Consider the following 25,475-nt stretch of genomic DNA (forward strand, 5'->3'; position numbering starts at 1 on the left):
CGCCATCAGGTCTTTGACCGGCGCACCACGTCCTGCCACTCCGGATGACGGTCTATCTGCGCCTTCGCGAAGGGGCAGAGCGGCAGGATGGCGACCCCGTCGCGGCGGGCGTCCTCGACCGCCCGGCGCACCAGTCGCTCGCCGATCTTGCGGCCGCGCAAGGCCGCTGGAACTTCGGTATGGTCGATGATGATCAGTCCCTTGCCGGCCCGGCTATAGGTCATCACGCCTTCAAGCCCGTCGACGACCACCCGATAGCGCCCTTTCGATGTGTCATCCTCCCGCTCAACCTCTTCGTCGCCGGTCGACGACGCCTCCTTCGCCAGGACCGCGTCCGGGGAGCGGACCCGGCGCGGCTGTCCATGCGCGCATTCGAGGAGATCGCGGTCCCATCCGCCGAGATCGGCGGCGGCCTCGTAGGTCGAGACGAGAAAGGCCATCAGCGCTTCGTCGGGATCGGCCGCCGACTGCACGGCATCGTAGGGCAGGACGAATTCGGACAGGCCCTCGTGCCAGAATGCGGCATCGGGCCGGACGCTCGCGGCCCGGTATCCGGCCGGCGCCGGATAGGCGTAGGCGTAGAAGGCGGGATAGTCGATGCCGCCGCCACCCGGCCAGAAGCCCGCCGACGAGACCTCGCGGTCGTAAGCCTCCTGCGCCACCTGGTCCGGCAAGGCGGGAATGCCGCCGGGGTGGAGCGGCGCACGCCGTCCCGAAAAGCGGGTAACCGCCAGGTCGAAGCTGCCCCAGAACAGATGAACGGGACTGGATTTGCCGAGGAAGGAGGTGCGGAAGCGATTGAAGACCCTGTCGACCGCTATCGACGCCCGATGGAAGCGTTGAACGGCATCGCGGTCATAGGGCCGGTCGCGATGATCCTCGGCGAATGGCACCGGGTTGGGCACCTCGTTCGGTTGCCCATTGAAGGTCGGGGTGCCGCCGAGTTGTGAAATCAGCTGCACGAAGCTCGCATGGAACGCCGCGACCGTGGACGGCCCGAGTTCGAACGACGCCCGGCGGCCTTCGCCGCCGGTGCCCACGACCCTGTGCTCGCGAAGATCGAAGAGGATCTCGATGCCCGGTCCGTCGGGTATCGGCGAGGAGGCGAGACCCTGCGGGGTGACATAGAAGGTCGCGTGCCACGAATGGTTCAGCCACGGCGTATGCGCCAGCCGGTACTTGCCGGCGATCTGCAGGTAGAGGTGCAGAGCCGAACACGTCTCGCGCCAACCGAGGTAGTCGAGATGGGGCCAGTTGCTGTTCATGGCGCTTTGCTCCTTCCGGCATACGCTCTGTACGAATGTCTGTCACTCGATATCGGGGCGCCTGAACGGCATCCGCGACGTTGCCCCCTTCGACGCCGCTCAGCCCGGAAGGGGGATGTGCTCATCCCGGTCGTCGACCGGCAGGTCGAAGCGCCCCTCGCCCCATGTCTCGGCGCGCCATTCGGCCTTGGCGGCTTCGATGCGCTCCCGGGACGAGGCGACGAAGTTCCACCAGATGTAACGCGGTCCGCCGAGCGTGGCCCCCCCGAGGATCATCAGCCGCGCGCCCCGGTCGCCGGCCGCGACCGTGATCCGGTCGCCGGGGCGGAAGACCATCATCCGAGACGCCTCGAAAGTCTGGCCGGCGATCGAGACGGAGCCTTCGACGATATAGAGGCCTCTGTCCTCGTGGTCGTCCGGCAGGGGCAGCCGGCTTCCCGGCTTGAGTTGCACATCGGCGTAGAAGGTCTCCGAGAACAGGGTCGCGGGTGCAGCCTCGCCGTAGGCCTTGCCGAGAATGAGCCGAACCGAGACGCCGCCGTCCTCGATCACGGGCAGCGCTTCCTTGCCGTGGTGCTCGAAGCTGGGCGCCACGTCCTCGTGGCTTTCGGGCAGGGCCAACCAGGTCTGTATCCCGAACAGGCTGTTCGGACCGGTCCGGGCCGCCGCGGAGGTACGCTCCGAGTGGGTGACGCCACGCCCGGCGATCATCCAGTTCAGCGCGCCGGGGCTGATGATCTGATCGGCGCCGGTGCTGTCGCGGTGATGGAAGTCGCCTTTGAACAGATAGGTAACCGTGCCGAGACCGATGTGCGGATGAGGCCGGACGTCGACGCCCTGCCCGCTCAGCAGTTCGGCCGGCCCGGCCTGGTCGAAGAAGATGAAGGGCCCCACCATCTGCCGCTTCGGTGCCGGCAGGGCGCGACGCACCTCGAAACCGCCGAGGTCGCGCGAACGCGGGACGATGAGGGTTTCGATTGCGTCGATCCCGACCTCGTCGGGACAGCCGGGCTCGATCGCCGGGTTCCAGCTCATAAGCGTCTTCCTCTCCTGGGCTTGCGGGCGGCGGCCGGGTGCTTACCGGCCAGATCGAAGTGCGTCGGCATAGGGAAAGATCAACGGCCCCGATGCCAGTCTGCCGGGTGAGACAACGATCTGTCTCGATCCGTCCTTGAACTGCTCGGCCTCGTGTCCGGCTATGTCGCGAAACTGAACCTGCAGGACTTGCGGCTGCGCCCATTCCCCATTCTTGCCGAATCGGATCTTGCCCATGACCGTGTCGAAGGTTTCCTCGCTGGTGAAGGTCGATAGGATGATGTCATCAAGGCCACCGGTCGCCTCGATGGCCTGCGCGACGACCTGCATCTGGGCATAGGCCAGTGGCGCCATATAGTGCCCGAGCGCATCGACGCCGGCGTAGCCGGCCCGCTCCTGATAGGCGTCGATCATCCGGCGCACGCCGGGAAACATCATCCCGGGGACGGGCACCCAATATTCGTAATTGACGAGACCGTTCAACAGCGGGCCGAGGGTGGTCCTGATCGAAGTGTTTTGCGGACCGATCATCGCGCCGCCCACCATGCGCGGTCTGAAGCGATGGGCGTGGATCGCCCGCATCAGCCCGACAGAGTCCGCGAGATAGGAGCAGAGGAACAAGAGGTCGCAATCGCTTTCGGCGACAGCATCCATGATCGGCGTGAAGCTCGCGGTCGTCAGCGGGTAGGTCGTTTCGTGGACGATTCGAAAGCCGTGCTTCACCGCATTGGCTTTTGCGCCCAGGACCGGGTTGCGCGAGAACTCCGCATCCGCCGAAACCAGCGCCACGGTGCGTGGCCGAGGCGTCTGCGCGGCGGCGAGCTCGAAAAACCCTTCGGTCAGCGCCGCGTTCGGATCCGGTCCGGTGGGGATCATGGCGAAGTAGTTCGGATAGCCGAAGCTGTTGTTCACGCCGAGGCCCATGAGCCCGACGAAAAAGCGCTCCCGCTCCATGATCAAGGGCATCGCCGGCAGGAGGCTGTTGGTGCCGTAGCCGCCGATGACGAGATCGACCCGATCTTCATCCATCAGCCGCTTGTAAAGACCGGGAACACGTGAAGCGTCCGCGTGGTCGTCATAGCAGACAAGCTCGACAGGGCGGCCCAGCAGGCCGCATCGGCTGTTGACGTCGTCCCGCCAGATCTCATGGGCGAGCTGCGCCGACCGGCTGTTGCCGGCGAGCGGCCCCGTCAGCGAGAGACAATACCCGATACGGATGGGCGTCGACGTGGTGCTCATATGGCTCCTCTCCAGACATCCTCGGACCTGCACCCCGCCGGGAACCGCAGTTCCCGGGCGGGAGCGCCGCCCGATCCGCCGTCCCGTTCCGGGATCACGCCCTGACGAAGTCGAGCACGTCGGCGTTGAAGCGCTCGGCATCGACCTGGGCGAGACCATGGCTGCCCCCCTCGTAGACCTTGAGGATCGCGCCCCGGACCAGCCTCGCGGCCTTCTCGGCGGAGGCCTTGATCGGCACGATCTGGTCGTCGTCGCCGTGGATGATCAGGGTGGGCTTGTCGATCGCCTTCAGATCATCGCTGTAATCGACTTCAGAAAACTCGTGGATACAGTCGTACTGGCCCTTGATGCCGCCCACGAGACCCTGCATGCGGAAGCTCTCGCGGAAGCCCTCGTTGACCGCGACGCCCTCGCGATTGAAGCCATAGAAAGGAATGGTCAGGTCATAGTAAAATTGCGAGCGGTTGGACGCGACGTTATCCCGGATCGAGTCGAAGACCTCGATGGGCGTGCCGTGCGGATTGTCGGCCGTCTTCAGCATCAGCGGCGGCACAGCGCCGAGAAGGACAACCTTGGCGATCCGGCGCGAACCGTGCCGCCCGATGTAGCGGGCCACCTCGCCGCCGCCGGTCGAATGGCCGATCAGGACGGCATCGCGGAGATCCAGCGTCTCGATCAGCTCGGCCAGATCGTCGGCGTACTGATTCATGTTGTTGCCGTCCCGGGGCTGGTCGGAGCGGCCATGGCCACGCCGGTCATGGGCGATGACGCGATAGCCCTTCGCGCCGAAGAAGAGCAACTGCGCGTCCCAGGCATCCGAGGTCAGCGGCCAGCCGTGGGAGAAGACGATGGGCTGGCCGTTCCGCGGGCCCCAATCCTTGTAGAAGATCCCGGTTCCATCCTTGGTGGTGATGGTGCTCATGGTCAGGCTTCCTTTGGCTTTGTGGGCTCTCGGGCTGCGGCGGCGCCTTGCCGGGCGAGAGAAGGAAGGCGCCGGCGCTCACTCCGATGGTCGACGTCTCGCGACCTGTCGCATTCAGAGGTCCGCGACGGCGCGTGCCATGGATGGGCGAGGCGGCTTCGCTCGATGTCGGTTCGGGAAAATCATGCCGCACCGGCTTGCGGGTGGCACTGTTCAATTCTGCGAATAGCAGTCCGAATCAGCCGCGGAATTGCGAACACAGCCGCTTGCAGGTGCTGGCCTCTGCCCGGAAGGTTCCCGGAATCCGGTTGGTCGCGGCAGATTGCACCCGCGAGCCTGCGGAATGACGTGCCATCCTTGAGCGAAAGCGAAGGATGACGGTGAATGGGGTCGCCGGTATGAAACCCCCGCCGCCGGCCATGGGGCCGAAAACGGCGACAGGACTGTGCGCATCTGCTATGCTTCGATGCAGTAATTTTGCCATCGCGCTATTGAGATTGCCACCCCATTTGGCTTTCCCTGAATTCGTTGATCGACGTGGTTTGGATAACCGGAGTGATCATTGATGGCGGCATTCACAGATACTGTGGCGTCTCTGCCCGAAAACGTTCTCGACCTTTCGGTGTCGCGGCGGTCGTGGAACGGCGTGTGGGTAGAGGTCAGCGAATGGCAGGGCGCCGGCAGGGTGTCCCACAAATTTCGCCACCAGACGGAAACCCGCCTGGTCACCTTGCTTGAGGAGGTCGGCAGTCCCTGTGAGCCACGGCTGCGCGCGAACCGGCCTTGCCCCGTCGGCTATACTCCCAGGCACATGGACTTCGCCCCTGCCGGCATGGAGATGTGGGGCTATAGCGACGACGCGCGCTTCGTGAAGGACGCGACGCTCGCTCTGGATTTCGCGGCACTCGGCGAGCGGCTGGAGACGAAAATCGACGCCGAGGTGATCGCGACGCCACGGCTGCGCTTTTCCGACGACCGCATCTGGTCCCTGGTCAAGCTGCTCTCCGAGGCGGTGAACGACCCCGATCCCTCGACACAACTCTATGGTGACGGGCTGACCGCCGCGATCATGGCACGGCTCCTGGCCGATCCGGTGCAGGCCGATCCGGCGCAGTCGGCCGCCGACGGCAGCGGCCTGGCGCCGTGGAAGCTGCGGCGCGTCGTCGACTATCTGGAAGAGCGCCTGCCCGAGCGCGTCGAACTTGCGGAGCTGGCGGCGCTGGCAGGGCTCTCGCAATCGCACTTCAGTCGGGCGTTCAAGGCTTCGACCGGCATGGCGCCTTATCGCTGGCAACTCGACGCCAGGATCCGGCGCGCCCGGGCCCTGCTGCTCGACCCCCGAGCCTCGCTCGACCAGGTGGCCGAGGCCACCGGCTTCGCCGATGCCGTGCATTTCGGGCGGACCTTCCGGAAGCTCACCGGAGCGGCACCGGGAGCATGGCGACGCGACCGGGCAAGCTGAACGATTCCGCAGCGGTTTCAGGCTGACAATCGCAGAATCGAACAGTGCATTCGCCCTGTGCCGATTTGATAGTGGTCCGCGACGGAATGATGCGGATGCGCTGATCCTGTGAGCGCGTGCGCCTTTCCGATCGCCGGCGGCATGGAACGCCTGTCATGGCGGCAGCCGGACCTCACCCGATCTCTCCGGCGGCATCTCCGGCGCTGAGCCGAACTCGCCCGCAACGGCATAGGAGTCCATCTCATGACCTTTCGTAACGGTCTTGCTTCGCTTCTTCGTCCCGAAGACTCGGTGCTCGTTCTGATCGACCACCAACCCTACCAGCTCGCGAACCTGAACAGCCACGACCCGCATTCCGTGGTGAACAATTCGGCGGGGCTGGCGAAGGCCGCCAAGGTCTTCGGCGTCCCCACCATCCTGACGAGCGTGGTCGCCGATCGCGGCGGTCATATCTTTCCGCAGATCACCGACGTGTTCCCCGGCCAGGAGGTGATCGACCGGACGCTCATCAACACCTGGGAAGATCCGAAGGTGGTCGACGCGGTCAAGGCGACGGGCCGCAAGCAGGTGGTCATGGCGGGTCTCTGGACCGAAGTTTGCGTCGCGATGCCGGCGATCCAGGCCGCAGGCGAAGGCTGGGACGTGACGGTCGTCACCGATGCCTCGGGCGCCGTCTCGATGGAGGCCCACACGATCGCCATCCAGCGCATGATCGCAGCGGGCGTCAACATGATGACCTGGATGGCGCTGGCCGCAGAGTGGCAGCGCGACTGGGCGCGGGCCGAAACCGCCTTCGCGCTGAACGAGGTGATCATTCAGCATGCCGCCGGGAGCGGCATCGCCTTTCTGTGGGAGCAGCAGCTGCTCAACACGCCGGTGCCGCGCGCCGCAGGCTGACCGGAGCGGGGGTGATGCGTCAGTCGAGCTTTGCGTTGGCGCCGCGTCACCCCCCATCCCGGCGAGCCTGCGAAACGCCTCGCCATCCCGAGCGTGAGCGAAGGATCTCGGACCGGCTGCAGATCCAGGCCGGGCGAGATCCGTCGCTGCGCCCCGGATGACGGCGCAGGGGGTTTCCCAGCCTCGCCGGCGTGAAAGAATGGAGCGTAAAAAATGTCGATTGATCGATTTCCCGTCGGGCTGGAAATGGATGTTTCCTATCCGAATTTCCAAGTCAGTCTGACGCTGCTGTCAGCCACGCAATTGAAGTTCGAGATCAAGGAAGGGCCCTTCGCTCGGAACGAGATCGTCGATACCCAGGTCGTACCGCTCGGCAACGGCATCTTCGCCGTGAGTTGGCAGGAGAAGGACGGTGCGACCGTCACGAATGTCCAGGACTACGATCGCAATCTGGTCTATTCCTTCGCGACACTGCCCGACGGTCGGTTCCTGCGAATGACCGGGATGATGGCGGTCACGCGGCCTGCGGAGCGTGCCTGCGACGATCGCCCTCGGCGCAACAAGGCGCTGGTGCTCGACGCGATGACCTCGTTGTTCCAACGGCATGACGCCTCGGCCGTGGAGCGGCTCTACGCTCCGGACTACATCCAGCACAACCCCAACATTCCCCGGGGCCGCGACGCCTTGCAGGCGCTGGTCGCCGGGCTGTCGCACGAGGTCTACTACGAACCCGGCCTGATCGTCGCCGACGGTGATCTTGTCGCCATCCACGGCCGCATCCGCGGTTGGGCGGAGGCTCCGCAGGTGGTGGTCGACATCTTCCGGGTCGAGGACGGCAAGCTGGTCGAGCATTGGGACGTCCTGCAGGACGAGGTGCCGGCAACGGCTGCCCACGGCGGCATCTCGATGTTCGACCCCGAAGAAGGAGCGCATCGCGCTCGGCCGGGAACAGCATAGTCGGCAGGGGACGCGACAGCCGGCCGGTATATAACCACTTGACGGACTCGAACTCGCAAATGCTGTTCGGAACGGCCATGGCGGCGGCGAGCATGCCCATACAGTCTGCAGTCATTCCTGCCGAAATCACTGCCGTGAGGAGCAGCAGATCTCATTTTGACAAAAAGGGGCTTTGCATGGGCTTGAGAGGTACATAGCGGCGCTTCGCGAGCGCTGCGTCGGACTTCCGGATCGGCGAACGGGGAGCAACGGGCGCTACACGATGGCGGACATCGGGTTGGCGGCGTTTTCCGTGTCCTTCATGCAGAGCCCGTCGTTTCTGGCGCACCAGCGCGCACTGGCCGAGGGTCCGGGGCGCGGGCGGTCGAACGCTCACACCTTGTTCGGGCTGACGGCGATCCCCGGCGACAACCACCTGCGGGCGATGCTGGACGGGGCGCCTTCGGACCACTTCGACGCGGTGTTCGCCACGATTGTCGAGGATCTGGACGCGCGCGGCGGGCTGAAGGCGATGCGCTGCCTGGACGGCCGGGTTCTGATCGCGCTGGACGGCTCCGAGCACTTCTGCTCGCGCAAGATTTCCTGTCCGCACTGCTCGACGTCGGGGCGGCGGGGGATGGGTTCCTCCCTCGGCGCGCCACGGGCGGCCATGACGCTCGTTCCGTCCGATTGCCACCCCTTACGAACATGATTGCGCGCTCGGCCGGCTTGTCTGATCCTGTACCGGCTCCGATCCCGGGGAAAAGGGAGCCCCTTCGGGGTGGCGCGCTGGGCCCGGTGCGCCTCGGGGCGCTTTGCCTGACCTCGCCCTTGAAACAGGAAGGCTCGGCAAGGCTGGAGGGTGCGCATCCGCTCGGCTACAGTCGCCATGATGGCGTTTGGTCGAATCGGGGGAGGCATGCCGACTGACGACCTGCCCAAGCCGGGCGGGACGTGGCGAGATCATGCCGTGGGGGTCGCGAAGGACGCAATGGGGCTCATCGAAGAGATGTGGCCGGGCTCCGCAAGGGTATGCCGTAGCGGCGAACAGGCTTCGGACGCACCGCTTTGACCGACGCCCCCCGCTCCGGGGATCGGCCGTGATCACCCGGAGATCGGTTCAGGCCGTCCGGTCGGGGCTTTCCACCCTCCCGATCCCTCGGCGCGCCCGCCCGCCGCGCACCGCCTGCGTGGCGGTGCGGGCCGGCGCGGTGCATCACCGATCCCGTGACGGCCGGGACCGCAGGCGGTGGGCCAGTTCGCCGACGATGCCGCGGCGGAAGACCAGCACGCAGACCACGAAGATGGCGCCGATCACCACGGGCACCGGCAGGCTCGTGGCGGCCAGGTAGTTGCCCAGCATCACCACGAAGGCGGCGCCGACCACCGGGCCGAGCAGCGTGCCCATGCCGCCCAGCAGCGTCATCAGCACCACCTCGCCCGACATCTGCCACGTCACGTCGGTCAGGGAGGCGAGCTGGAAGACCAGCGCCTTGGTGCCGCCGGCCATGCCGGCCAGCGCCGCCGACAGCACGAAGGCCAGCAGCTTGTAGCGCTCCGTCCGGTAGCCCAGCGACACCGCGCGCGCCTCGTTCTCGCGGATCGCCTTCAGCACCTGCCCGAAGGGCGAGTGCACCGTGCGCCAGATCAGCACGAAGCCGGCCAGGAACACCGCCAGCACGAAATAGTACATGGCCAGCGGCCGGTTCAGGTCGATCACCCCGAACAGCATCCCGCGCGGCACGCCCTGGATGCCGTCCTCGCCGCCGGTGAAGGGCATTTGCAGCGCCAGGAAGAAGATCATCTGCGACAGCGCCAGCGTGATCATCGCGAAATAGATGCCCTGCCGGCGGATCGCCAGCGCCCCGAAGACGAGGCCGAGCAGGCCGGCGAAACCGGTGCCCAGCAGGATGCTCAGCGCCGGATCGAGGCCCCACACCTTGGCGGCGTGCGCGGTGACGTAGGCGGCCCCGCCGAAGAAGGCGGCGTGCCCGAAGGACAGCAGCCCCGCATAGCCGATCAGCAGGTTGAAGGCGCAGGCGAACAGCGCGAAGCACAGCACCTTCATCACGAAGACGGGGTAGAGCACGAAGGGGGCGGCCGCCGCCGCCGACAGGCCGAGGACGATCAGCGCGATGCGCACGGTGCGGTCGCGGTCCGTGCCCGGCGCCGCCGCGCGCCCCGGCAGGACGGCGGTCGCGGCGGAGGACACGGCGGAGGTCGTGGTGGTGTCGGGCATGGGTCAGCGCTCCCGTCCGAAGAGGCCCGCGGGCTTGATGAGAAGGACGATCGCCATGATGACGAACACCACGATGCTGGACGCCTCGGGATAGACGACCTTGGTCAGCCCCTCCAGCAGCCCCAGCCCCAGGCCGGTGACGATGGCGCCGAGGATCGAGCCCATGCCGCCGATCACCACCACCGCGAAGACGATGACGATCAGGTTGGACCCCATCAGCGGGTTGACCTGGTAGATCGGCGCCGCCAGCACGCCGGCCAGACCGGCCAGCGCCACACCGAAGCCGTAGGTGGCGGTGACCATCACCGGCACGTTGATGCCGAACGCCTGCACCAGCACCGGGTTCTCCGTCGCCGCCCGCAGATAGGCGCCGAGCCTCGTGCGCTCGATGGCGTACCAGGTGCCCAGGCACACCACCAGCGAGGCGATCACCACCCAGCCGCGGTAGTTGGGCAGGAACATGAAGCCCAGGTTCTGGCCGCCGCGCAGCTCCGCCGGGATCGGGTAGGGCATGCCGGACACGCCGAACCAGTGGCGGAACCCGCCCTCCAGCATCAGCGCGACGCCGAAGGTCAGCAGCAGCCCGTAGAGATGGTCGAGCTTGTACAGCCGCGACAGCATGGTCTTTTCCAGCACGATGCCCAGCAGGCCCACCACCAGCGGCGCCAGAAGCAGGGCCGGCCAATAGCCGATGCCGAGATGCTGCAGCATCAGCCATGCGGTGAACGCCCCCACCATGTAGAAGGCGCCGTGCGCGAAGTTGATGACGTTCAGCATGCCGAAGATCACCGCCAGCCCCAGGCTGAGCAGAGCGTAAAAGGACCCGTTGATCAGGCCGAGCAGCAATTGCCCGAACAGCGCCTGGGCCGGGATTCCGAACAGCGTGACCATGGCGGTCAGCCCCTCCCTGGTGTTTTGGTCAGACGCCGAGATAGGCGTGCAGCTTCCCGGTGTTTTCGGCGAGCCGGTCGTTGGGGATCATGTCCACCACATGGCCTTCCTCCATCACGTAATGGCGGTCGGCGATGGTGGCGGCGAAGCGGAAGTTCTGCTCCACCATCAGGATGGTGAAGCCCCGCCGCTTCAGCGCGCGCACGGCGCGGCCGATCTGCTCGATGATCACCGGGGCCAGGCCCTCCGTCGGCTCGTCCAGCAGGATCAGGTCCGCCCCGGTCCGCAGGATGCGCGCGACCGCCAGCATCTGCTGTTCGCCGCCCGACAGCCGCGTTCCCTGCGTCGAACCGCGGCCCGCCAGGTTCGGGAACAGCTCGTGGATCTGCGCCAGCGTCATGCCGCCGGGCTTCACCACCGGCGGCAGCGTCAGGTTCTCGTCCACCGACAGGCTGGAAAAGATGCCGCGCTCCTCCGGCACATAGCCGATGCCGAGCCGCGCCACCCGGTGCTGCGCCATGCCGATCAGTTCGGTCCCGCGCAGGCGGATGGAGCCGGTGCGCTTGCCGACGATGCCCATGACCGCGCGCAGGGTCGTGGTCTTGCCGGCCCCGTTGCGGCCCAGCAGCGTGACCACCTCGCCCTGCCGCACCTCCAGCCCGATGCCGTGCAGGACGTGGCTCTCGCCGTAGAAGGCGTGCAGATCGACGATCTCCAGCATGGCGGCGTCAGGCATGACCCGCCCCGTCGGTACCGGCGCCCATGTACGCCTCCATGACCTCGGCGTTGCGCGACACCTCGGCGTAGGGGCCCTCCGCCAGGACCTCGCCGCGGCGCAGCACGGTGATGGTGTCGGACAGATCGGCGACGACCGACAGGTTGTGCTCCACCATCAGGACCGTGCGGTCGGCCGCGACGCGCCGGATCAGGGCCGCCGTCCGCTCGATGTCCTCGTGCCCCATGCCGGCCAGCGGCTCGTCGAGCAGCATGACCTCGGGGTCGAGCGCCAGGGTGGTGGCGATCTCCAGCGCGCGCTTGCGGCCGTAGGGCAGTTCCGCGGCCGTGTGCCCGGTCCAGGGCGCCAGGTTGACCGCCTCGATCAGCGCCGCCGCCCGGTCGTGCAGGGCGTGCAGGGTCGCTTCCCCCCGCCAGAAATGGAAACTGTTGCCCTGCCGGCGCTGCAACGCCACGCGGACGTTCTCCAGCACCGTCAGGTGGGGAAACACGGCCGAGATCTGGAACGATCGCACCAGCCCCAGCCGCGCCACGTCGGCGGGTTTCATGGCGGTGATGTCGCGCCCCTTGTAGAGGATGCGGCCCGCCGTCGGCGGCAGGAACCGGGTCAGCAGATTGAACACCGTGCTCTTTCCCGCCCCGTTGGGGCCGATCAGTGCATGGACGGTGCCGCGGCGGACCCGGAGGTTCACCCCCTTCACCGCCGTGAAGCCCTTGAACTCCTTGGTGAGTTCGACGGCCTCCAGGATCGTGTCGTGCATGGTCATGGGTCCGTTGGGCGGCCCCGGCCGGGGCCGGCGCGCCGCGGTCGTTGGCGGGTGTCGCGCATGTGCGGGGCGGGAGGCCGGCCGGCCCCCCGTTTCGCCGGCCGTCATTTCACCAGCGGGCAGCCGCTCTTTTGCGGGTCGATGTAGGCCCGGTCGCCGGGGATGTCCTGCAGGACCTTGAAGTAATCCCAGGGATACTGCGTCTCCGCCGGCGTTTTCACCTGCAGGAGATACATGTGGTTCATCACCCGGCCGTTGTCGGCGATGCGCACGTCCTTCATCATCATGTCGTTGACCGGCAGGCTGCGCATGCGGGCGGCGACCTTGTCGGCGTCGTCGGTGCCGATCTCCTGCACCGCCTTCAGGTAATGCCGCACCGAGGAGTACACGCCCGCCTGGTTCATCGACGGCTTGCGGCCGGTCCGTTCCTCGAACCGCTTCGACCAGGCGCGGGTTTCGTCGGTCATGTCCCAGTAGAAGGAATTGGCCAGCATCAGGCCCTGAGAGATCTCCAGCCCCAGGGCGTGGACGTCGTTCACGTTCAGCAGCAACCCCGCCATGGTCTGGCCGCCCTGCGGCAGGCCGAATTCGGACGCCTGCTTGACCGCGTTGATGGTGTCGCCGCCGGCGTTGGCGAAGGCCACGACCTCCGCCCCCGACGCCTGCGCCTGCAACAGGAAGGACGAGAAGTCGGACGTGCCCAGCGGGTGGCGCACGCCACCGGTCACGGTGCCGCCGAGCTGCTTGACCGTTCCCGTGGCCTCGGCCTCCAGCGAATGGCCGAAGGCGTAGTCGGCGGTGACGAAGTACCAGCTCTTGCGGCCCTGCTCCACCAGGGCGCGGGCGGTGGCGGAGGCGACCGCATGGTTGTCCCAGGTCCAGTGGAAGCCGTAGGGGCTGCACTCCTTGCCCGTCAGGTCGGTGGAGCCGGGCCCCGACATCAGGAACAGGCGCTTCTTGTCGCGGGTGATCACCTGCACGGCCAGCGCCGCGGCGGAGTTCGGCACGTCCGCGACGACGTCCACCCGCTCGGTGTCGATCCACTGGCGGGCCAGGTTGGCGGCGATGTCCGCCTTGTTCTGGTGGTCGCCGACGATGATCTCGATCGGCGTCCCGTTGATGGCGTTGCCGAACTCCTCGGCCGCCAGCCGCGCCGCGATGGCCGATCCCTCGCCGTTGATGTCGGCGTAGATGCCCGAGCGGTCGGAGAGCATGCCGATCTTGATGACCCCGTCCGACATCTGCGCGTGGGCCGCGCCGGAGACCAGGGCGGCGACGGCGCCGCCCGCGAGAAGGATGCTGCGCATGTTTCACTCCCTTGATTGACGGATTTTTCGATGGTTGGGCGGGGGGACGGCTCAGTGGGTCGAGTACCCGCCGTCCACCGGGATGACGGCCCCGGTGATCGACGCCGCGGCGTCGGAGCACAGGAAGGCGATGGCTTCCGCCACCTCCTCCGGCCGGACCAGCCGGCCCGTCGGCATCCGCCGGAGGAAGACGGTGTCGAGCACCTCGTCCTCCGGCAGTCCGGTCACCCGGGCCTGCTGGGCGATCTGCCGCTCGATGATCGGCGTCATCACCGTGCCGGGGCACACGGCGTTGCAGGTGATGCCGTGCGGTGCCGCCTCGATCGCCACAGCCTTCGTCAGGCCGACGAGCCCGTGCTTGGCGGCGACGTAGGCGGGCTTGTGTGGCGCCCCCACCATGCCGAGGACGGACGCGGTGTTGACGATCCGCCCCCCGCCGCGCTCCATCATGGCGGGCAGGGCCGCCTTGATCGCGTGGAAGGCGGCGCTGAGGTTCACCGCCAGCACGAGATCCCATTTCTCTTCGGGGAACTCGTGCAGCGCCGCCACGTGCTGCACCCCGGCGTTGTTCACCAGGATGTCGACGGGCCCCAGCGCTTCGGCCGCCTGCGCCATCAGGGCCCGGGTCTCGTCCGGCCGGCTCAGGTCGGCCGGGGACCAGACGACCCGGGCGCCCGTTTGCGCCGCGATGTCGGCGCACACCCGCTCGATCTCCGCCCGGTCGCCCAGCCCGTTCAGCATGACGTTGCAGCCGCGCGCGGCCAGCAGACGGGCGGTCGCCAGGCCGATGCCGCTGGTGGCCCCGGTGACGACGGCGTTTCTGTCCTGCATCCTCTCACTCCCCTTGCGGCGCTTCGGGCGCCTCAGAACGCGGTCCGATCGCTGCCCTTGAGGCCGAGCCGCGCCCGCGCCTCGGCGGGGGTGGCGACGGTCAGCGACAGCTCTTCCAGGATGCGTTTGACCTTCGCCACCTGTTCGGCGCTGTTGCGGGCCATCCGGCCCCTGGCAAGATACAGACTGTCTTCCAGCCCCACCCGGACGTTGCCGCCCATGACCCCGGCCATGGTGACGAAGGGCATCTGGTGACGCCCGGCGGCCAGCACGGACCATTCGTAGGCGTCGCCGAACAGGCGGTCGGCGGTCTCGCGCATGAAGACGAGGTTACGGTGTTCCGCGCCGATACCGCCGAGGATGCCGAAGATCGTCTGGACGAAGAGCGGCGGCTTCACCAGCCCGCGGTCCAGGAAATGGGCGAGGTTGTAGAGGTGGCCGACGTCGTAGCACTCGAACTCGAACCGCGTACCGCAGCCTTCCCCCAGATGTTCGAGGATGTACGCGATGTCGCGGAAAGTGTTGCGGAAGATGAAGTCGTCGGTGCTGCGCAGATACGGCTCCTCCCACTCATGCTTCCAGTTCGTGTAGCGGTCGGCCAGCGGGAAGATGCCGAAGTTCATCGAGCCCATGTTGAGCGAGCACATCTCCGGCCGGGCCAGCAGCGGGGCGGCCAGACGCTCCTCCACCGTCATGGCCAGCGAGCCGCCGGTGGTGATGTTGAGCACGGCATCGGTGGACTGCTTCAGCCGCGGCAGGAACTCCATGAACACCGCCGGATCCGGCGTCGGCTGCCCGGTGCGGGGATCGCGGGCGTGCAGATGCAGGATGGCGGCGCCGGCCTCGGCGGCCCCGACGCCCTGCTCGACGATCTCGTCCGGTGTCACCGGCAGGGCGTCGGACATGGTCGGGGTGTGGATCGACCCCGTCAGTGCGCAGCTTATGATGACCGTCTTCGATGACGCGGCCATGCTGGGTCCTCCTGTGTGCCCGGTCCGGTCGGCCGGGGGCGTGGTTCGTCGGTATGGCGGGGGCGGTCACCCGGGTCCGCGATCCTCCGGGCGGCCGAGATGGGCGGCCAGACGCTCCCGGGTCTCGGCCTGCTGCGCCGGTGTCCAGGTGCGGAATCCGGCGCCGGTCTTCATGCCCAGCCGTCCCGCCGCGACCAGGTCGCGCAGCAGGGGCTGCGGCGCCGCGGATCGGTCGAGATCGGCCAGGAGCTGCTCGTGCACCGCCAGGGTCAGGTCGGTGCCGACCAGGTCGGCGTTCTCCAGCGGGCCGAGAACGGCCAGGCGGCGGCCGAAGCTGCCCTTGACCACGGCATCCACCGTTTCGGCGTCGCAGACGCCGTTCTGGACCAGGGCGATGGCCTCGCGCCACAGGGCGTGCTGCAAGCGGTTGCCGATGAAGCCGGGCAGGTCCTTGCGGACATGCACCGGCGTCTTGCCGACCGAGGCCAGCAGCGCCATCATCGCGGCGATGGCTTCGTCCGCGGTGTCCGGCGTCTGCACCACTTCGACCAGCGGGATCAGGTGGGGCGGATTCCACCAGTGGGTGCCCATGGCGCGGGTCTTGTTGCGCAGCGGCTCGATGATCCGGGTGATCGGAATGGCCGAGGTGTTGCTGGCCAGGAGCGCGCCGGGCGGTGCCACCGCCTCCATCGCCAGGAAGACCCGCCGCTTGAGATCGGGGTCTTCGGGCACGGACTCGATGACCACGTCCGCCTCGGCGGCCGCCTCTTCCATGGTGGCACAGGGGTGGACCCGGTCGGCCGCCGCCGCGTCACGGCCCTGTTGGACGAGATTTCCGCGGATGCGGTCGGTCACCGCCGCCCGGCGGACCGGGTCGGGCTCCAGGACGTCGACCCGGTGCCCGGCCTCCGCGAACGCCTGCGCGATTCCGTGCCCCATCAACCCGGCCCCGATGATGCCGATACGACGGCTCGTCATGCCCTCTCCCTTGATTCCGGTCGCCGTGCCTCGTTGGACGTCTAACCAGCAATAGGCATGCCAAACAAAAAGTTTGTTTCCGATCAACGGCTTGTTGAGATGGGTGGCGGGAGATGCGGCGCACCCGTCCCGAATTTGGTACACTCTCGGGCGGCGCGGCAGTCGGTGCCCGGTGAATCCGGCCTTTTCATGTGTACCGGATTTTGACACATACTGTCCTGAATTCTGACGGATAGCCGGGGAGGGCGGGGACCATGGGGACGGGGCCGGAGGCGCATTTCGCAGCCGCGTGCGATCTGATGGCGATGATCGACGAGATGATCGACGGCGCCATCCTGGTGGACAGGGATGTCCGCATCGTCTGGTCCAACGACAAGCACGTCTGGTTCAACGACGAACGCATGGCGTCCCTGGGTTTGCGCTCGCCGGCCGATCTCGTGGGGCGTCCGGTCGAACAGGTGATCCCGCACAGCCGGATGCGGGAGGTGGTGGAGACCGGACGCTCCCTGCCGCTGGACATCATGCGCTACGGCGACCACACGCTGCTGGTCAGCCGCCTGCCGCTGCGCGACGAGGAGGGCGAGGTCATCGGCGCCATCGCGTTCGCCCTGAAGAACAGCCTCACCTACCTCCGGCCGATCGCCGAGCGCTTCAACACGCTGCAAACCCGCCTGGCCCGGGTGGAGCAGGAGCTGGCCGCCAGCCGGGCACCGAAGTACACGGTGGAGAATCTGATCGGCTTCAGCCCGGCGATGCTCCGGGTGAAGCGGCTGGTGCGCAAGGCGGGGCAGAGCGGGTCCGGCGTGCTGCTGCTGGGCGAGACGGGCACCGGCAAGGAGCTGGTGGCGCACGCGATCCACGCCGCCTCCGACCGGGCCGACCGGCCCTTCGTCGGCGTGAACGTGGCCGCCGTCCCCGAGAACCTGCTGGAGGCGGAGTTCTTCGGCGTCGCGCCCGGCGCCTACACCGGTGCGGCGCGCCAGCCGCGCCCGGGGAAGTTCCAGCTCGCCCACGGCGGCACGCTGTTCCTCGACGAGATCGGCGACATGCCGCTGCCCTTGCAGGCGAAGCTGCTGCGCGCCTTGCAGGAGCGCGAGGTGGAGCCGCTCGGCTCCAACCGGCTCGTCCCGGTGGATGTCCGCATCATCGCCGCCACCAGCCGCTCGCTTTCCGACATGGTGCGGACCGATGCGTTCCGGGCGGATCTCTATTACCGGCTCAACGTCTTCCCCATCCACCTGCCGGCCCTGCGGGAGCGCAAGGAGGATCTGGAGATGCTCGCCACCCACTTCTCCGAACGGGTGGCCGCCGGCCTCAACCAGCCCATGCGCGACCTCACGCCCGCCGCCCTGGACGCGCTGCGCGGGCACGACTGGCCGGGCAACGTGCGCGAACTGGCGAACGTCATCGAACAGGTCTACGTCCGCACCGAGGGATCGCGCATCGAGGCCGGTGACTTCGCCGACATCCTGCCGCCCGCCGCCGTCCGTCCGCCATCACCGCACCGGCCCCGCCCGCTCGCCGAGGCGATGGACGAGCTGGAGCGCTCCCTGATCCTGGAGGCGCTCAGGGAAGCGGAAGGCAACAAGCTCCGCGCCGCGCGCAGCCTCGGCCTGTCGCGCACCAACCTCTATGCGAAATTGCACAAGCACGGAATCGCGGCCTCCTGATCGCGGCGCCGCCGCGCCCGGCGCCTTGATCCGGCCAATCGCGTCGGGACGTCACGCCATCACCAGACCCGCGTGACCATGCCGTCGAAAACGGTGTCGGCCGATACAAGCGGCAGGCCCCGGTGCATCGCCGTGGCAGCCAACAGGCGTTCATCTCCGGTCAGGCTCCACACCCGGGCGTGGGTGTCGAGCAGGATGGCTGTCACCGGCCGCCCTCCCACAGATCGAGATCGTCGTCGCCAACGGGCTCGAAGAAGTCCGGGCCGGGGCCAAGCTTGCCCTTGAGCAGACCGACCTTGAATGCGCCCTGGGCAACGGGAACGAGCCGGACCATCGGCTTGCTGCCCCTGGCAATGATGACGTCCTCCCCGCGGAGCGCCGCCTCGATGAGCCTGGACAGGTTGGTTTTCGCTGCATGAATGGTGAACTGCTGCATAGCGCGTCCTCCGGCCGATCGGGCTAGCTTAGCGAAGCGATCGTGCCTGGTCACGCTAGCCGGAGTGGCCGGTTCGTCGTCGTCTGCGCCGCATGCGGTTATCGCGTCCCCTGCCTCAATCCGGCCGGTCGGGCCCGCCCGCGGCCTCCAGGGCCACACGCGCCATTTCCATCAACGCGTGGTCGACCGCGGCGGCGTCAAAGCCGGGGGTGTCGGCCAGGGAATCGCGCAGCCGCATCCGAATGAACTCCCCGGTGTGGTGCTTGTCGTACAGGGGAACGTCGCCGAGGGCGGCGGCGACGCGTTTCAGCATATCCCGGTCCATCACTCTCTCTCCCGTGGTCGCGCACACGCCAACAGCGCCTTCGGAGAATGGTTCGGCCGCGGGACGGGCGGACGCTCCGCCCTGTTCACGGCGGCGCCCCGCCGCTAGGATCGCTGCAGGCGATCGGCGACGACGACGGCAGGACGAGGAACCATGAAGAGGCTTGCCCGGGATGAGCGCCGGCAGCAGTTGCTCGACACGGCCAAGCGCATCGTGCGTGAGGAGGGGGTCGACGCGCTGACGCTCGGGCACCTGGCGGCGCGGGCGGGCGTCAGCAAGCCCGTGGCCTACGATCATTTCGGGACGCGGGAAGGGCTCCTCGTCGCTCTCTACCGCGAGATCGACGACGCCCACGGCGCCGCCCTGCAGCAGGCGCTGGAGGACGGGGCGGGCACGCTGGAGGACGCCGCCCGTGCCATCGGCGAGTGCTACATGACGTGCTCGCTCTTCCTGGGCGGCGAGTGGCACGCGATCACCGCGGCGTTGCGGGGAAGCGAGGAGATGGAGCGTGTGCAGCGCGACCTGATGGATGCCTATGTGGCGTTCTACGCCCGCATCCTGGAACCGTTCACCGCGGCGCGGGGGGCGGATCTCCGCCTGCGCTGCGTCGGCATTCACGGCGCGGCGGAGCACATCGCGCGGGACATGGCGCTGGGGCGGACCGACGCCGCCGGGGCGTCGGCCGCGCTCCGCGCGATCATCACCGGGGCGTTGCGGTAAGGCACAGCCGGCCCAGCTCGTGGACCCGGTCCAGGTGCCCCTTCACGATGGCCTCGTCGCCGCTGTCCACATCGTGCAGCAGGGTCATGGTGACGCTGCGCAGCCCGCAGTAATGGAAGATCCCGTAGGTGATCTGCGTCTCCATCGCCGCCGCGTACCCGTGCCGCTCATAGCCCGGGGCGTCGCCCGCCGCGAGGGCGATCAGGTGGACCGGGCGGTCCCGCAGGTGCCCGATGATGCGTCCGTCGGCACCGTCGGTGTAGGCCCAGCCGTTGCTGAAGACGCGGTCGATCCAGCCCTTCAGCAGGGCCGGCATCGACCACCAGTAGACGGGGAAGACGAGGAACAGCGCCTCGGCCCGGTCGACCCGCTGCTGCTCGCGCAGCACGTCGGCCGGGGGTGTCGTGCGGGTCCGGAAGGCGTGCCGGTCCGCGGCGCCGAAACGGGGATCGAACCCCTCGGCCGTCAGGTCGGCGATGTCGATCCGGGTGCGGCCGGCCGCCCGCAGACCGTCGGCGATCCGTCCGGCCACCCGCGCGGTCAGCGAATCCGGATCGGGGTTGGCGGTGACGATGAGCGCATCCATGGGCCCTGTACTCCTGCCGTGGCTCTGGTCCGGTAACCTACCATCAGTAAGTTACGAACGGTAGGTTACCGGGGTGCCGGCGGGAGTCAAGGGGGTTCCACCCCGTCACGCGCTGCGGATCGTCGCCACGAAGTGTTCCACCTCCCGGCGCAGGCGGTCCGACTGCCGGGACAGGTCGTCGGCGGCCGTCAGGCTGCGGCTGGCCATGGTTCCGGTTTCGCCGGCCGCCCGGGTGACGCCGGCAATGTTGGCGGACACCTCTTCGGTGCCCACCGCGGCCTGCTGGACGTTGCGGCTGATCTCGTGCGTGGTGGCGCCCTGCTGCTCGGCGGATGCCGCGATCATCGTCACCGTCTCGCTGATGGCCACGATGCTCCGGCCGATGCCGCGGATGGCGTCCACCGCGTTCGTGCTGACCTCCTGGATGGCGGCGACCTGGGCGGCGATGTCCTCCGTGGCCCGGGCCGTCTGGTTGGCCAGGCTCTTGACCTCGCCGGCGACGATGGCGAAGCCCTTGCCGGCCTCGCCCGCCCGCGCCGCCTCGATGGTGGCGTTCAGCGCCAGAAGGTTCGTCTGTCCGGCGATTCCCCGGATCAGGTTGACCACGTCACCGATCTTCTGCGCCGCTGCCGCCAGCCCCTCCACCGTCGCGTTGGTGCGGTCCGCGTCGGCCACCGCCACGGACGCCATCTGCGAGGAACGGGCGATGCGTTCGTTGATCTCGGCGATGGACTGCGCCAGTTCCTCGGTGGCGGCGGCGACGGTGCGGACGTTGGTGCTGGCCTCTTCCGACGCGGCCGCCACGGCCACCGCCTGGCGGTCCGCCTCGGTGGCGATGGCGGACAGGTCCTGCGCGTTGGCGCGCATCAGCTCGGACTGCGCGGTGACGTCGCGCACCACCTCGCCCACCGTGCTTTCGAAGCCGTCGGCCAGCCGGTTCAGCGCGCGTTGGCGCTCCTCCACGGCCTCCCGCTCCTCCTGCCGGCGCCGCTCTTCCATGGCGGCGATCTGCAACGCGTTCTCCTTGAAGAGTTGCAGGGCCTGGTTGATGGCGCCGATCTCGTCGGCACGGTCGCGGTCGGTCACCGTCACCCCGTGATCGCCGCCGGTCAGCGCCCGAACGGTGGCGATGGTCCGGTGCAGGGGGTTGCCCGCCACCACGCGGCTCGCCACCCACAGGGCGGCGAGAAGGACCGCCAGCAGCACCGCGCTGCCGGCGAGAATGGCGTTGCGCAGTTCGATCTTCGGCGCCTCGATGCGGTCGACGGGAAGGGTCACCAGGATCGACCAGGGGGTGCCGGTGCCCCCCACCGTCACGGGAAGGAAAAGCTGCCGGACCGCCGTCGTCCCGTCGGCGGACACGCCGGTGGCGCGGTGCGGCCGTCCGTCGCGGATGGCGGCCCCGGCATCGGCAAGGGCGGGGTCCGCGGCCCCGATGGACTTGCCCAGCAGGTCGGGATCGCCGTGTCCCGCCCACAGGCCGCCGTTTGAGATCAGGTAGACGGCGCCCGTGTCGAACGGCCGCGCCGTCCGCAGCGACTCCCGGATGCCTTCGGTCGAGATGTCGACGCCGGCCGCACCGATGAAGCGCCCGTTCTCGACGATCGGCACGACCAGCGACACCATCAGCACCGATCGTCCGGCGACCGTGTAGGAGAACGGCTCCATCAGCACCTCCCGCAGGGTGCGCCGCGGAATCTGATAATAGTCGCCATCCGATCCGGTGTCGTCATAGCCGACGATGGGTTCCAGGGCGACGGTGCCGCCGGCGCGGTTCCAATAGGACAGAAAGCGCCCGGTGGCGTCGCTGCCGGGGGCGTTGACGAAGGCGGCGTCCCGGCCGTCCAGCGCGTCGGGCTCCATCCCCACCCACAGGCCGAGGATCTGCGGGTTCGCCTCGGTCAGGGCCTTCAGCCAGGCGTTGAGAGCGTCGCGGTCGACCATCCCGGCCCGCTTCAGCGCCGCCACCGAGGTGGCGACGAAGCGGCTGATGTCCATCGCGTCGTTGAGCTGGCGCTCGACCGTCACGGCATAGCGGTGGCCGATCTGCTCACCCTCCCGCAGGGACAGGGCATCGGTGTCCGCGCCGCTCTTCGCCGTGATCAGAACGACGCCGAAACCCAATCCGAGAGCAGTAACAAAACCAATGACAAACAGAAGTTTTGTTACCAGGGACAGCTTCTAAAACATCATCAGCCCCTTTGCAGGATAGACCCTCTCTACAATGCGGGAATATCCTTGCTGTACTCTTAAGGAGCTGAATGTATCGGATCGCTCAACACCACGGCGCGAGGTCAGTCGGGGGAGCGGCAACCCCGCTCTTCTTGCCGACCGCATCGTGCAGGCGTTGGTGAGCGTCAGAGACCGGAGATCAGCGGGTGGCCCTTGCCGTCAATGGGAGGTGACCCAGTTCTCCAGCCGCAGCCCCGGATAGCCGTCGAAGTCTCCGGTATTGTTCGTCACAAGCGTCACATCCAGCGCGATGGCGTGGGCGGCAATCAGCTTATCGAGGGCATCGCGCTGGCGTTGACGCGTTGCCCGGCGCACCGGACCATAGGCGTGTCCCGCCGCTGCGTTGAACGAAGCCACGGGAATGTCGCGGACAAGGGCCGCAAGGGCGGCCCGGTTCTGCGCCTCGCGTTCGCCGGAGCAGGTGACGCCGTATTCCAGTTCGGCGTAGGTCACCGCCGACAGGACGACCTCGCCCACATAGCAGGCGGCAAATCGGGCCGCCACCTCCGGCGGGTGGTTCTTCATCAGGTAGATGCAGATGTTGGTGTCGAGCATGTAGCGCGGCCTCACAGCGCGTCGCGCTCCGCTTCACGACCGGCGCCGCGGTCCTCTTCCATGAAATCCGCCGAGAACGCCCCGAATCGATCCAGCACGCCGTCCAGCCGCCGGGGCAGCGGGCGGATGCGCAACTCGTCGCCCACCCGCTCGATTTCGACCTCCAGGTCGCTGCGGTCGAACGCGAGATCGGCGGGAATGCGCACCGCCTGCGAGTTCCCGTTCCTGAACACCTTCGTAACGGCCATGGCGGCCTCCATGCCTGTCCGGGCGATGATATGGTGACGGGCCGGCAAATGTAAACACAGGGATGTACGCAAAGTGAAGCGTCGCCGGACCATCCGGCAGCCCACCCCGGCCCGGGCGGCACGGACGCGCTAACCCGCGGTGCGGCCGGGGGGCCGTTTCTCCAGGAAGGCGGCGGCGGTCTCGCGGAACTCGGCGGAGCGCAGGCGGTCCCGGAACACCCGGATCTCCTCCTCCATGCAGTCGGTCAGGCCGGGGGCGCCGCGCTTCAGCAGCCGCTTGGTTTCGCGCACCGCCGCCGCCGGCAGGGCGGCGATGGCGGCGGCGGCGGCGCGGGCGGCGGCAGGCAACGCCTCGTCCTCCACCACCCGGTTCACCAGCCCCAGCGCCTGTGCGGTGTCGGCGTCGAACGGTTCCCCCAGGATCAGCAGTTCGGCGGCCTTCTGGTGGCCCACCAGGCGGGGCAGCAGCAGGGAGCTGCCGGCCTCCGGCACCAGCCCCAGCCGCACGAAGGGCAGGGCCAGGCGGGCGCTGCGTCCCGCGTAGACCAGGTCGCAGTGCAGCAGCATCGTCGTGCCGATGCCGACGGCGGAGCCGTGGACGGCGGCGACCAGCGGCTTCGGGGCGTCGCGCAGGGCCGTCAGGAACCGCCAGCCGGGGCTGTCCTCGCCCAACGGCGGGGCGGACAGGAAGTCCTGCAGGTCGTTGCCGCCGGTGAAGCCGTCGCCGGCCCCGCTGAACAGCACCGCGCGGATGGCGGGGTCGGCGGCGGCCCGCTCCAGAGCATCGGCCATGGCGGCGTACATGGCGTTGGTGATGGCGTTCCGCTTCTCCGGCCGGTTCAGGCGGATCTCCAGAACCCCGTCGGCGTCGCTGACGAGGATGTGGTCCTGCGCAACGGTTTCAGACATCGGCGTTCTCCGTCCGGTGCTGCCGGCGCGCCTCGCGGATGCCGGCCAGTTCGTCCAGGGCGTCGTCGTATTCGCGGCGGAGCTGCTCCACCACGGCGGCGGCGGGGCGGACGGCGGTCACCGCGCCGATGCCCTGGCCGGCCCCCCAGATCTCCTTCCACGCCTTGGCTTTGGAGAAGTCCATCTTCGTCGGGTCGGACGTCTCCAGCGTTGCCGGGTCCAGGCCGGCGCGGATGATCGACGGCTTCAGATAGTTGCCGTGCACGCCGGTGAAGCAGTTGGTGTAGACGATGTCCTCCGCGCCGGAATCCACGATCATCGCCTTGTAGTCGGGCGGGGCGTTGGCCTCCTGCGTGGCGATGAAGGCGGAGCCGATGTAGGCCAGATCCGCCCCCATGGCCTGCGCCGCCAGCACGGCGCGGCCGGTGGCGATGGCCCCCGACAGGATCAGCGGGCCGGTCCACCAGCGCCGGATCTCCTGGATCAGAGCCATGGGCGACAGGGTGCCCGCGTGGCCGCCGGCGCCGGCCGCCACGGCGATCAGGCCGTCGGCGCCCTTGTCGATCGCCTTGCGGGCGAAGGTGTCGCTGATGACGTCGTGCAGCACGATGCCGCCGTAGGAGTGGACGGCCTCGTACACGTCGGTGCGGGCGCCCAGCGAGGTGATGACGATGGGGACCCGGTGGCGGACGCAGACCTCCAGGTCGTGCTCCAGCCGGTCGTTGCTGCGGTGGACGATCTGGTTCACGGCGAACGGCGCCGACGGCCGGTCGGGGTGGGCGGCGTCGTGGGCGGCCAGCTCCTCCCGGATGCGGGTCAGCCACCCGTCCAGCGCCTCCGCCGGGCGGGCGTTGAGCGCCGGGAAGCTGCCGACGACCCCGGCCTTGCACTGGGCGATGACCAGTTCGGGGTTGGAGATGATGAACATGGGCGAGGCGATCACCGGCAGGCGCAGGCGATCGGTCAGCACACTCGGCACAGGCATGGGTCCCCCCTCTCGGTGACGGCCGCGGCAGCGCGGGCTCCGGTTCCTTATGACCATGACACGAAAAAGCGTCACGGTACGGCTTGATCCGCGTTACGGACTGACGTATACGTAAACCTCATCAAGTGCAATGTCGAGCCATAAAGTGCCAAAGACCGTTCGCCCGAACGGTGGCTCGACCCCGATGGTGGGAGGAGGCAGGCGTGAAGATCCTTGTGCCCGTGAAGCGGGTGGTCGACTACAACGTGAAGGTCCGGGTGAAGGCGGACGGCACGGGCGTTGAGACCGCCGGCGTCAAGATGTCCATGAACCCCTTCGACGAGATCGCGGTGGA

The 25,475-nt window shown here is 68.2% G+C and carries 27 protein-coding genes and 1 pseudogene; 7 read left to right on the forward strand and 21 right to left on the reverse strand.

The window, feature by feature from the left end; genetic code table 11:
- Nucleotides 1-5 precede the first annotated feature (5 nt).
- From G472_RS0121125 to G472_RS0121140, 4 genes are all read right to left on the reverse strand, one after another.
- A complete protein-coding gene (locus G472_RS0121125) occupies nucleotides 6-1,265 on the reverse strand; it encodes a DUF5996 family protein (protein ID WP_029009967.1) in 1,260 nt (419 codons plus the stop codon).
- A gap of 99 nt (nucleotides 1,266-1,364) precedes the next feature.
- Nucleotides 1,365-2,300 (reverse strand): pirin family protein, encoded by a 936-nt coding sequence (locus G472_RS0121130; RefSeq protein ID WP_029009968.1) that lies wholly within the window; start codon nucleotides 2,298-2,300, stop codon nucleotides 1,365-1,367.
- 42 nt (nucleotides 2,301-2,342) lie between these two features.
- A complete protein-coding gene (locus G472_RS34720) occupies nucleotides 2,343-3,539 on the reverse strand; it encodes an amino acid ABC transporter substrate-binding protein (RefSeq protein ID WP_035693305.1) in 1,197 nt (398 codons plus the stop codon).
- 94 nt (nucleotides 3,540-3,633) lie between these two features.
- A complete protein-coding gene (locus tag G472_RS0121140) occupies nucleotides 3,634-4,461 on the reverse strand; it encodes an alpha/beta fold hydrolase (protein WP_029009969.1) in 828 nt (275 codons plus the stop codon).
- Nucleotides 4,462-5,026: 565 nt separating this feature from the next.
- Between G472_RS0121140 and G472_RS0121145 the strand changes: the two genes are divergently transcribed.
- The 4 genes from G472_RS0121145 to G472_RS34730 all read left to right on the forward strand — a co-directional run bounded on the left by G472_RS0121145 (nucleotide 5,027) and on the right by G472_RS34730 (nucleotide 8,468).
- A complete protein-coding gene (locus G472_RS0121145; protein ID WP_029009970.1) occupies nucleotides 5,027-5,923 on the forward strand; it encodes a helix-turn-helix domain-containing protein in 897 nt (298 codons plus the stop codon).
- Nucleotides 5,924-6,166: 243 nt separating this feature from the next.
- Nucleotides 6,167-6,820 carry a hydrolase gene (locus G472_RS0121150; RefSeq protein WP_029009971.1) on the forward strand — a complete coding sequence of 218 codons (654 nt, stop codon included), beginning with the start codon at nucleotides 6,167-6,169 and terminating at the stop codon, nucleotides 6,818-6,820.
- Nucleotides 6,821-7,033: 213 nt separating this feature from the next.
- The gene (locus G472_RS39845) at nucleotides 7,034-7,777 is read left to right on the forward strand and encodes a nuclear transport factor 2 family protein (RefSeq protein ID WP_211100224.1); all 744 of its coding nucleotides are present in this window, start codon (nucleotides 7,034-7,036) and stop codon (nucleotides 7,775-7,777) included.
- Between the two features lie 262 nt (nucleotides 7,778-8,039).
- Nucleotides 8,040-8,468: a hypothetical protein gene (locus G472_RS34730; RefSeq protein ID WP_051341105.1), complete on the forward strand. Its 429-nt coding sequence runs from the start codon at nucleotides 8,040-8,042 to the stop codon at nucleotides 8,466-8,468.
- Nucleotides 8,469-8,972: 504 nt separating this feature from the next.
- Here G472_RS34730 and G472_RS0121165 read toward each other — a convergent pair.
- The 8 genes from G472_RS0121165 to G472_RS0121200 all read right to left on the reverse strand — a co-directional run bounded on the left by G472_RS0121165 (nucleotide 8,973) and on the right by G472_RS0121200 (nucleotide 16,475).
- Nucleotides 8,973-9,995 carry a branched-chain amino acid ABC transporter permease gene (locus G472_RS0121165; RefSeq protein WP_029009972.1) on the reverse strand — a complete coding sequence of 341 codons (1,023 nt, stop codon included), beginning with the start codon at nucleotides 9,993-9,995 and terminating at the stop codon, nucleotides 8,973-8,975.
- Nucleotides 9,996-9,998: 3 nt separating this feature from the next.
- A complete protein-coding gene (locus G472_RS0121170) occupies nucleotides 9,999-10,886 on the reverse strand; it encodes a branched-chain amino acid ABC transporter permease (RefSeq protein WP_029009973.1) in 888 nt (295 codons plus the stop codon).
- Nucleotides 10,887-10,914: 28 nt separating this feature from the next.
- Nucleotides 10,915-11,622: an ABC transporter ATP-binding protein gene (locus G472_RS0121175; RefSeq protein WP_029009974.1), complete on the reverse strand. Its 708-nt coding sequence runs from the start codon at nucleotides 11,620-11,622 to the stop codon at nucleotides 10,915-10,917.
- Nucleotides 11,615-12,382 (reverse strand): ABC transporter ATP-binding protein, encoded by a 768-nt coding sequence (locus tag G472_RS0121180; protein ID WP_029009975.1) that lies wholly within the window; start codon nucleotides 12,380-12,382, stop codon nucleotides 11,615-11,617. Before G472_RS0121180 ends, G472_RS0121175 begins: the two co-directional genes overlap by 8 nt.
- 110 nt (nucleotides 12,383-12,492) lie before the next feature.
- Nucleotides 12,493-13,695, reverse strand: a complete 1,203-nt coding sequence (locus tag G472_RS0121185; protein ID WP_029009976.1) for an ABC transporter substrate-binding protein — start codon at nucleotides 13,693-13,695, stop codon at nucleotides 12,493-12,495.
- A gap of 51 nt (nucleotides 13,696-13,746) precedes the next feature.
- The gene (locus G472_RS0121190; RefSeq protein WP_029009977.1) at nucleotides 13,747-14,526 is read right to left on the reverse strand and encodes a 3-hydroxybutyrate dehydrogenase; all 780 of its coding nucleotides are present in this window, start codon (nucleotides 14,524-14,526) and stop codon (nucleotides 13,747-13,749) included.
- A gap of 32 nt (nucleotides 14,527-14,558) precedes the next feature.
- Nucleotides 14,559-15,497: a 3,5-dioxohexanoate:acetyl-CoA acetone transferase gene (kce, locus tag G472_RS0121195; RefSeq protein WP_029009978.1), complete on the reverse strand. Its 939-nt coding sequence runs from the start codon at nucleotides 15,495-15,497 to the stop codon at nucleotides 14,559-14,561.
- 66 nt (nucleotides 15,498-15,563) lie between these two features.
- Entirely contained in the window at nucleotides 15,564-16,475 is a 912-nt protein-coding gene (locus G472_RS0121200) for a 3-hydroxyacyl-CoA dehydrogenase family protein (protein ID WP_084536816.1), read from the reverse strand.
- Between the two features lie 254 nt (nucleotides 16,476-16,729).
- Here G472_RS0121200 and G472_RS0121205 point away from each other — a divergent pair, with 254 nt between their 5' ends.
- Nucleotides 16,730-18,145, forward strand: a complete 1,416-nt coding sequence (locus G472_RS0121205) for a sigma-54 interaction domain-containing protein (RefSeq protein WP_029009980.1) — start codon at nucleotides 16,730-16,732, stop codon at nucleotides 18,143-18,145.
- A gap of 59 nt (nucleotides 18,146-18,204) precedes the next feature.
- Here G472_RS0121205 and G472_RS39535 read toward each other — a convergent pair whose 3' ends face one another.
- From G472_RS39535 to G472_RS0121220, 3 genes are all read right to left on the reverse strand, one after another.
- On the reverse strand, nucleotides 18,205-18,351 hold the full coding sequence (locus G472_RS39535; RefSeq protein WP_169732842.1) for a PIN domain-containing protein: 147 nt from the start codon (nucleotides 18,349-18,351) through the stop codon (nucleotides 18,205-18,207).
- Nucleotides 18,348-18,581 carry a type II toxin-antitoxin system Phd/YefM family antitoxin gene (locus G472_RS0121215; protein WP_029009981.1) on the reverse strand — a complete coding sequence of 78 codons (234 nt, stop codon included), beginning with the start codon at nucleotides 18,579-18,581 and terminating at the stop codon, nucleotides 18,348-18,350. Before G472_RS0121215 ends, G472_RS39535 begins: the two co-directional genes overlap by 4 nt.
- A gap of 115 nt (nucleotides 18,582-18,696) precedes the next feature.
- Entirely contained in the window at nucleotides 18,697-18,906 is a 210-nt protein-coding gene (locus G472_RS0121220) for a hypothetical protein (RefSeq protein WP_245593547.1), read from the reverse strand.
- 153 nt (nucleotides 18,907-19,059) lie between these two features.
- Here G472_RS0121220 and G472_RS0121225 point away from each other — a divergent pair, with 153 nt between their 5' ends.
- Nucleotides 19,060-19,626, forward strand: a complete 567-nt coding sequence (locus tag G472_RS0121225; RefSeq protein WP_029009983.1) for a TetR/AcrR family transcriptional regulator — start codon at nucleotides 19,060-19,062, stop codon at nucleotides 19,624-19,626.
- Here the strand turns inward: G472_RS0121225 and G472_RS0121230 are convergent.
- The 6 genes from G472_RS0121230 to G472_RS0121255 form a co-directional block, all read right to left on the reverse strand.
- A complete protein-coding gene (locus tag G472_RS0121230) occupies nucleotides 19,607-20,212 on the reverse strand; it encodes an NAD(P)H-dependent oxidoreductase (RefSeq protein WP_029009984.1) in 606 nt (201 codons plus the stop codon). The two genes, G472_RS0121225 and G472_RS0121230, sit on opposite strands and share 20 nt — an antisense overlap.
- Before the next feature lie 105 nt (nucleotides 20,213-20,317).
- Nucleotides 20,318-22,336 carry a methyl-accepting chemotaxis protein gene (locus G472_RS0121235; RefSeq protein WP_245593548.1) on the reverse strand — a complete coding sequence of 673 codons (2,019 nt, stop codon included), beginning with the start codon at nucleotides 22,334-22,336 and terminating at the stop codon, nucleotides 20,318-20,320.
- A 267-nt stretch (nucleotides 22,337-22,603) separates the two neighbouring features.
- Nucleotides 22,604-22,999, reverse strand: coding sequence for a type II toxin-antitoxin system VapC family toxin (locus G472_RS0121240; protein ID WP_035693307.1), 396 nt, complete (start codon nucleotides 22,997-22,999; stop codon nucleotides 22,604-22,606).
- Between the two features lie 11 nt (nucleotides 23,000-23,010).
- Nucleotides 23,011-23,247, reverse strand: a complete 237-nt coding sequence (locus tag G472_RS0121245) for an antitoxin (protein ID WP_029009987.1) — start codon at nucleotides 23,245-23,247, stop codon at nucleotides 23,011-23,013.
- 129 nt (nucleotides 23,248-23,376) lie between these two features.
- The gene (locus tag G472_RS0121250; protein ID WP_035693308.1) at nucleotides 23,377-24,156 is read right to left on the reverse strand and encodes an enoyl-CoA hydratase; all 780 of its coding nucleotides are present in this window, start codon (nucleotides 24,154-24,156) and stop codon (nucleotides 23,377-23,379) included.
- Nucleotides 24,149-25,141, reverse strand: coding sequence for an NAD(P)H-dependent flavin oxidoreductase (locus G472_RS0121255; protein WP_029009989.1), 993 nt, complete (start codon nucleotides 25,139-25,141; stop codon nucleotides 24,149-24,151). The genes G472_RS0121250 and G472_RS0121255 overlap by 8 nt, the downstream gene beginning before the upstream one ends.
- A gap of 203 nt (nucleotides 25,142-25,344) precedes the next feature.
- Here G472_RS0121255 and G472_RS39030 point away from each other — a divergent pair.
- Nucleotides 25,345-25,475: pseudogene (locus G472_RS39030) on the forward strand (electron transfer flavoprotein subunit beta/FixA family protein); the annotation flags it as partial.

The sequence above is a fragment of the Azospirillum halopraeferens DSM 3675 genome (genome assembly GCF_000429625.1).
Classification (GTDB): domain Bacteria; phylum Pseudomonadota; class Alphaproteobacteria; order Azospirillales; family Azospirillaceae; genus Azospirillum; species Azospirillum halopraeferens.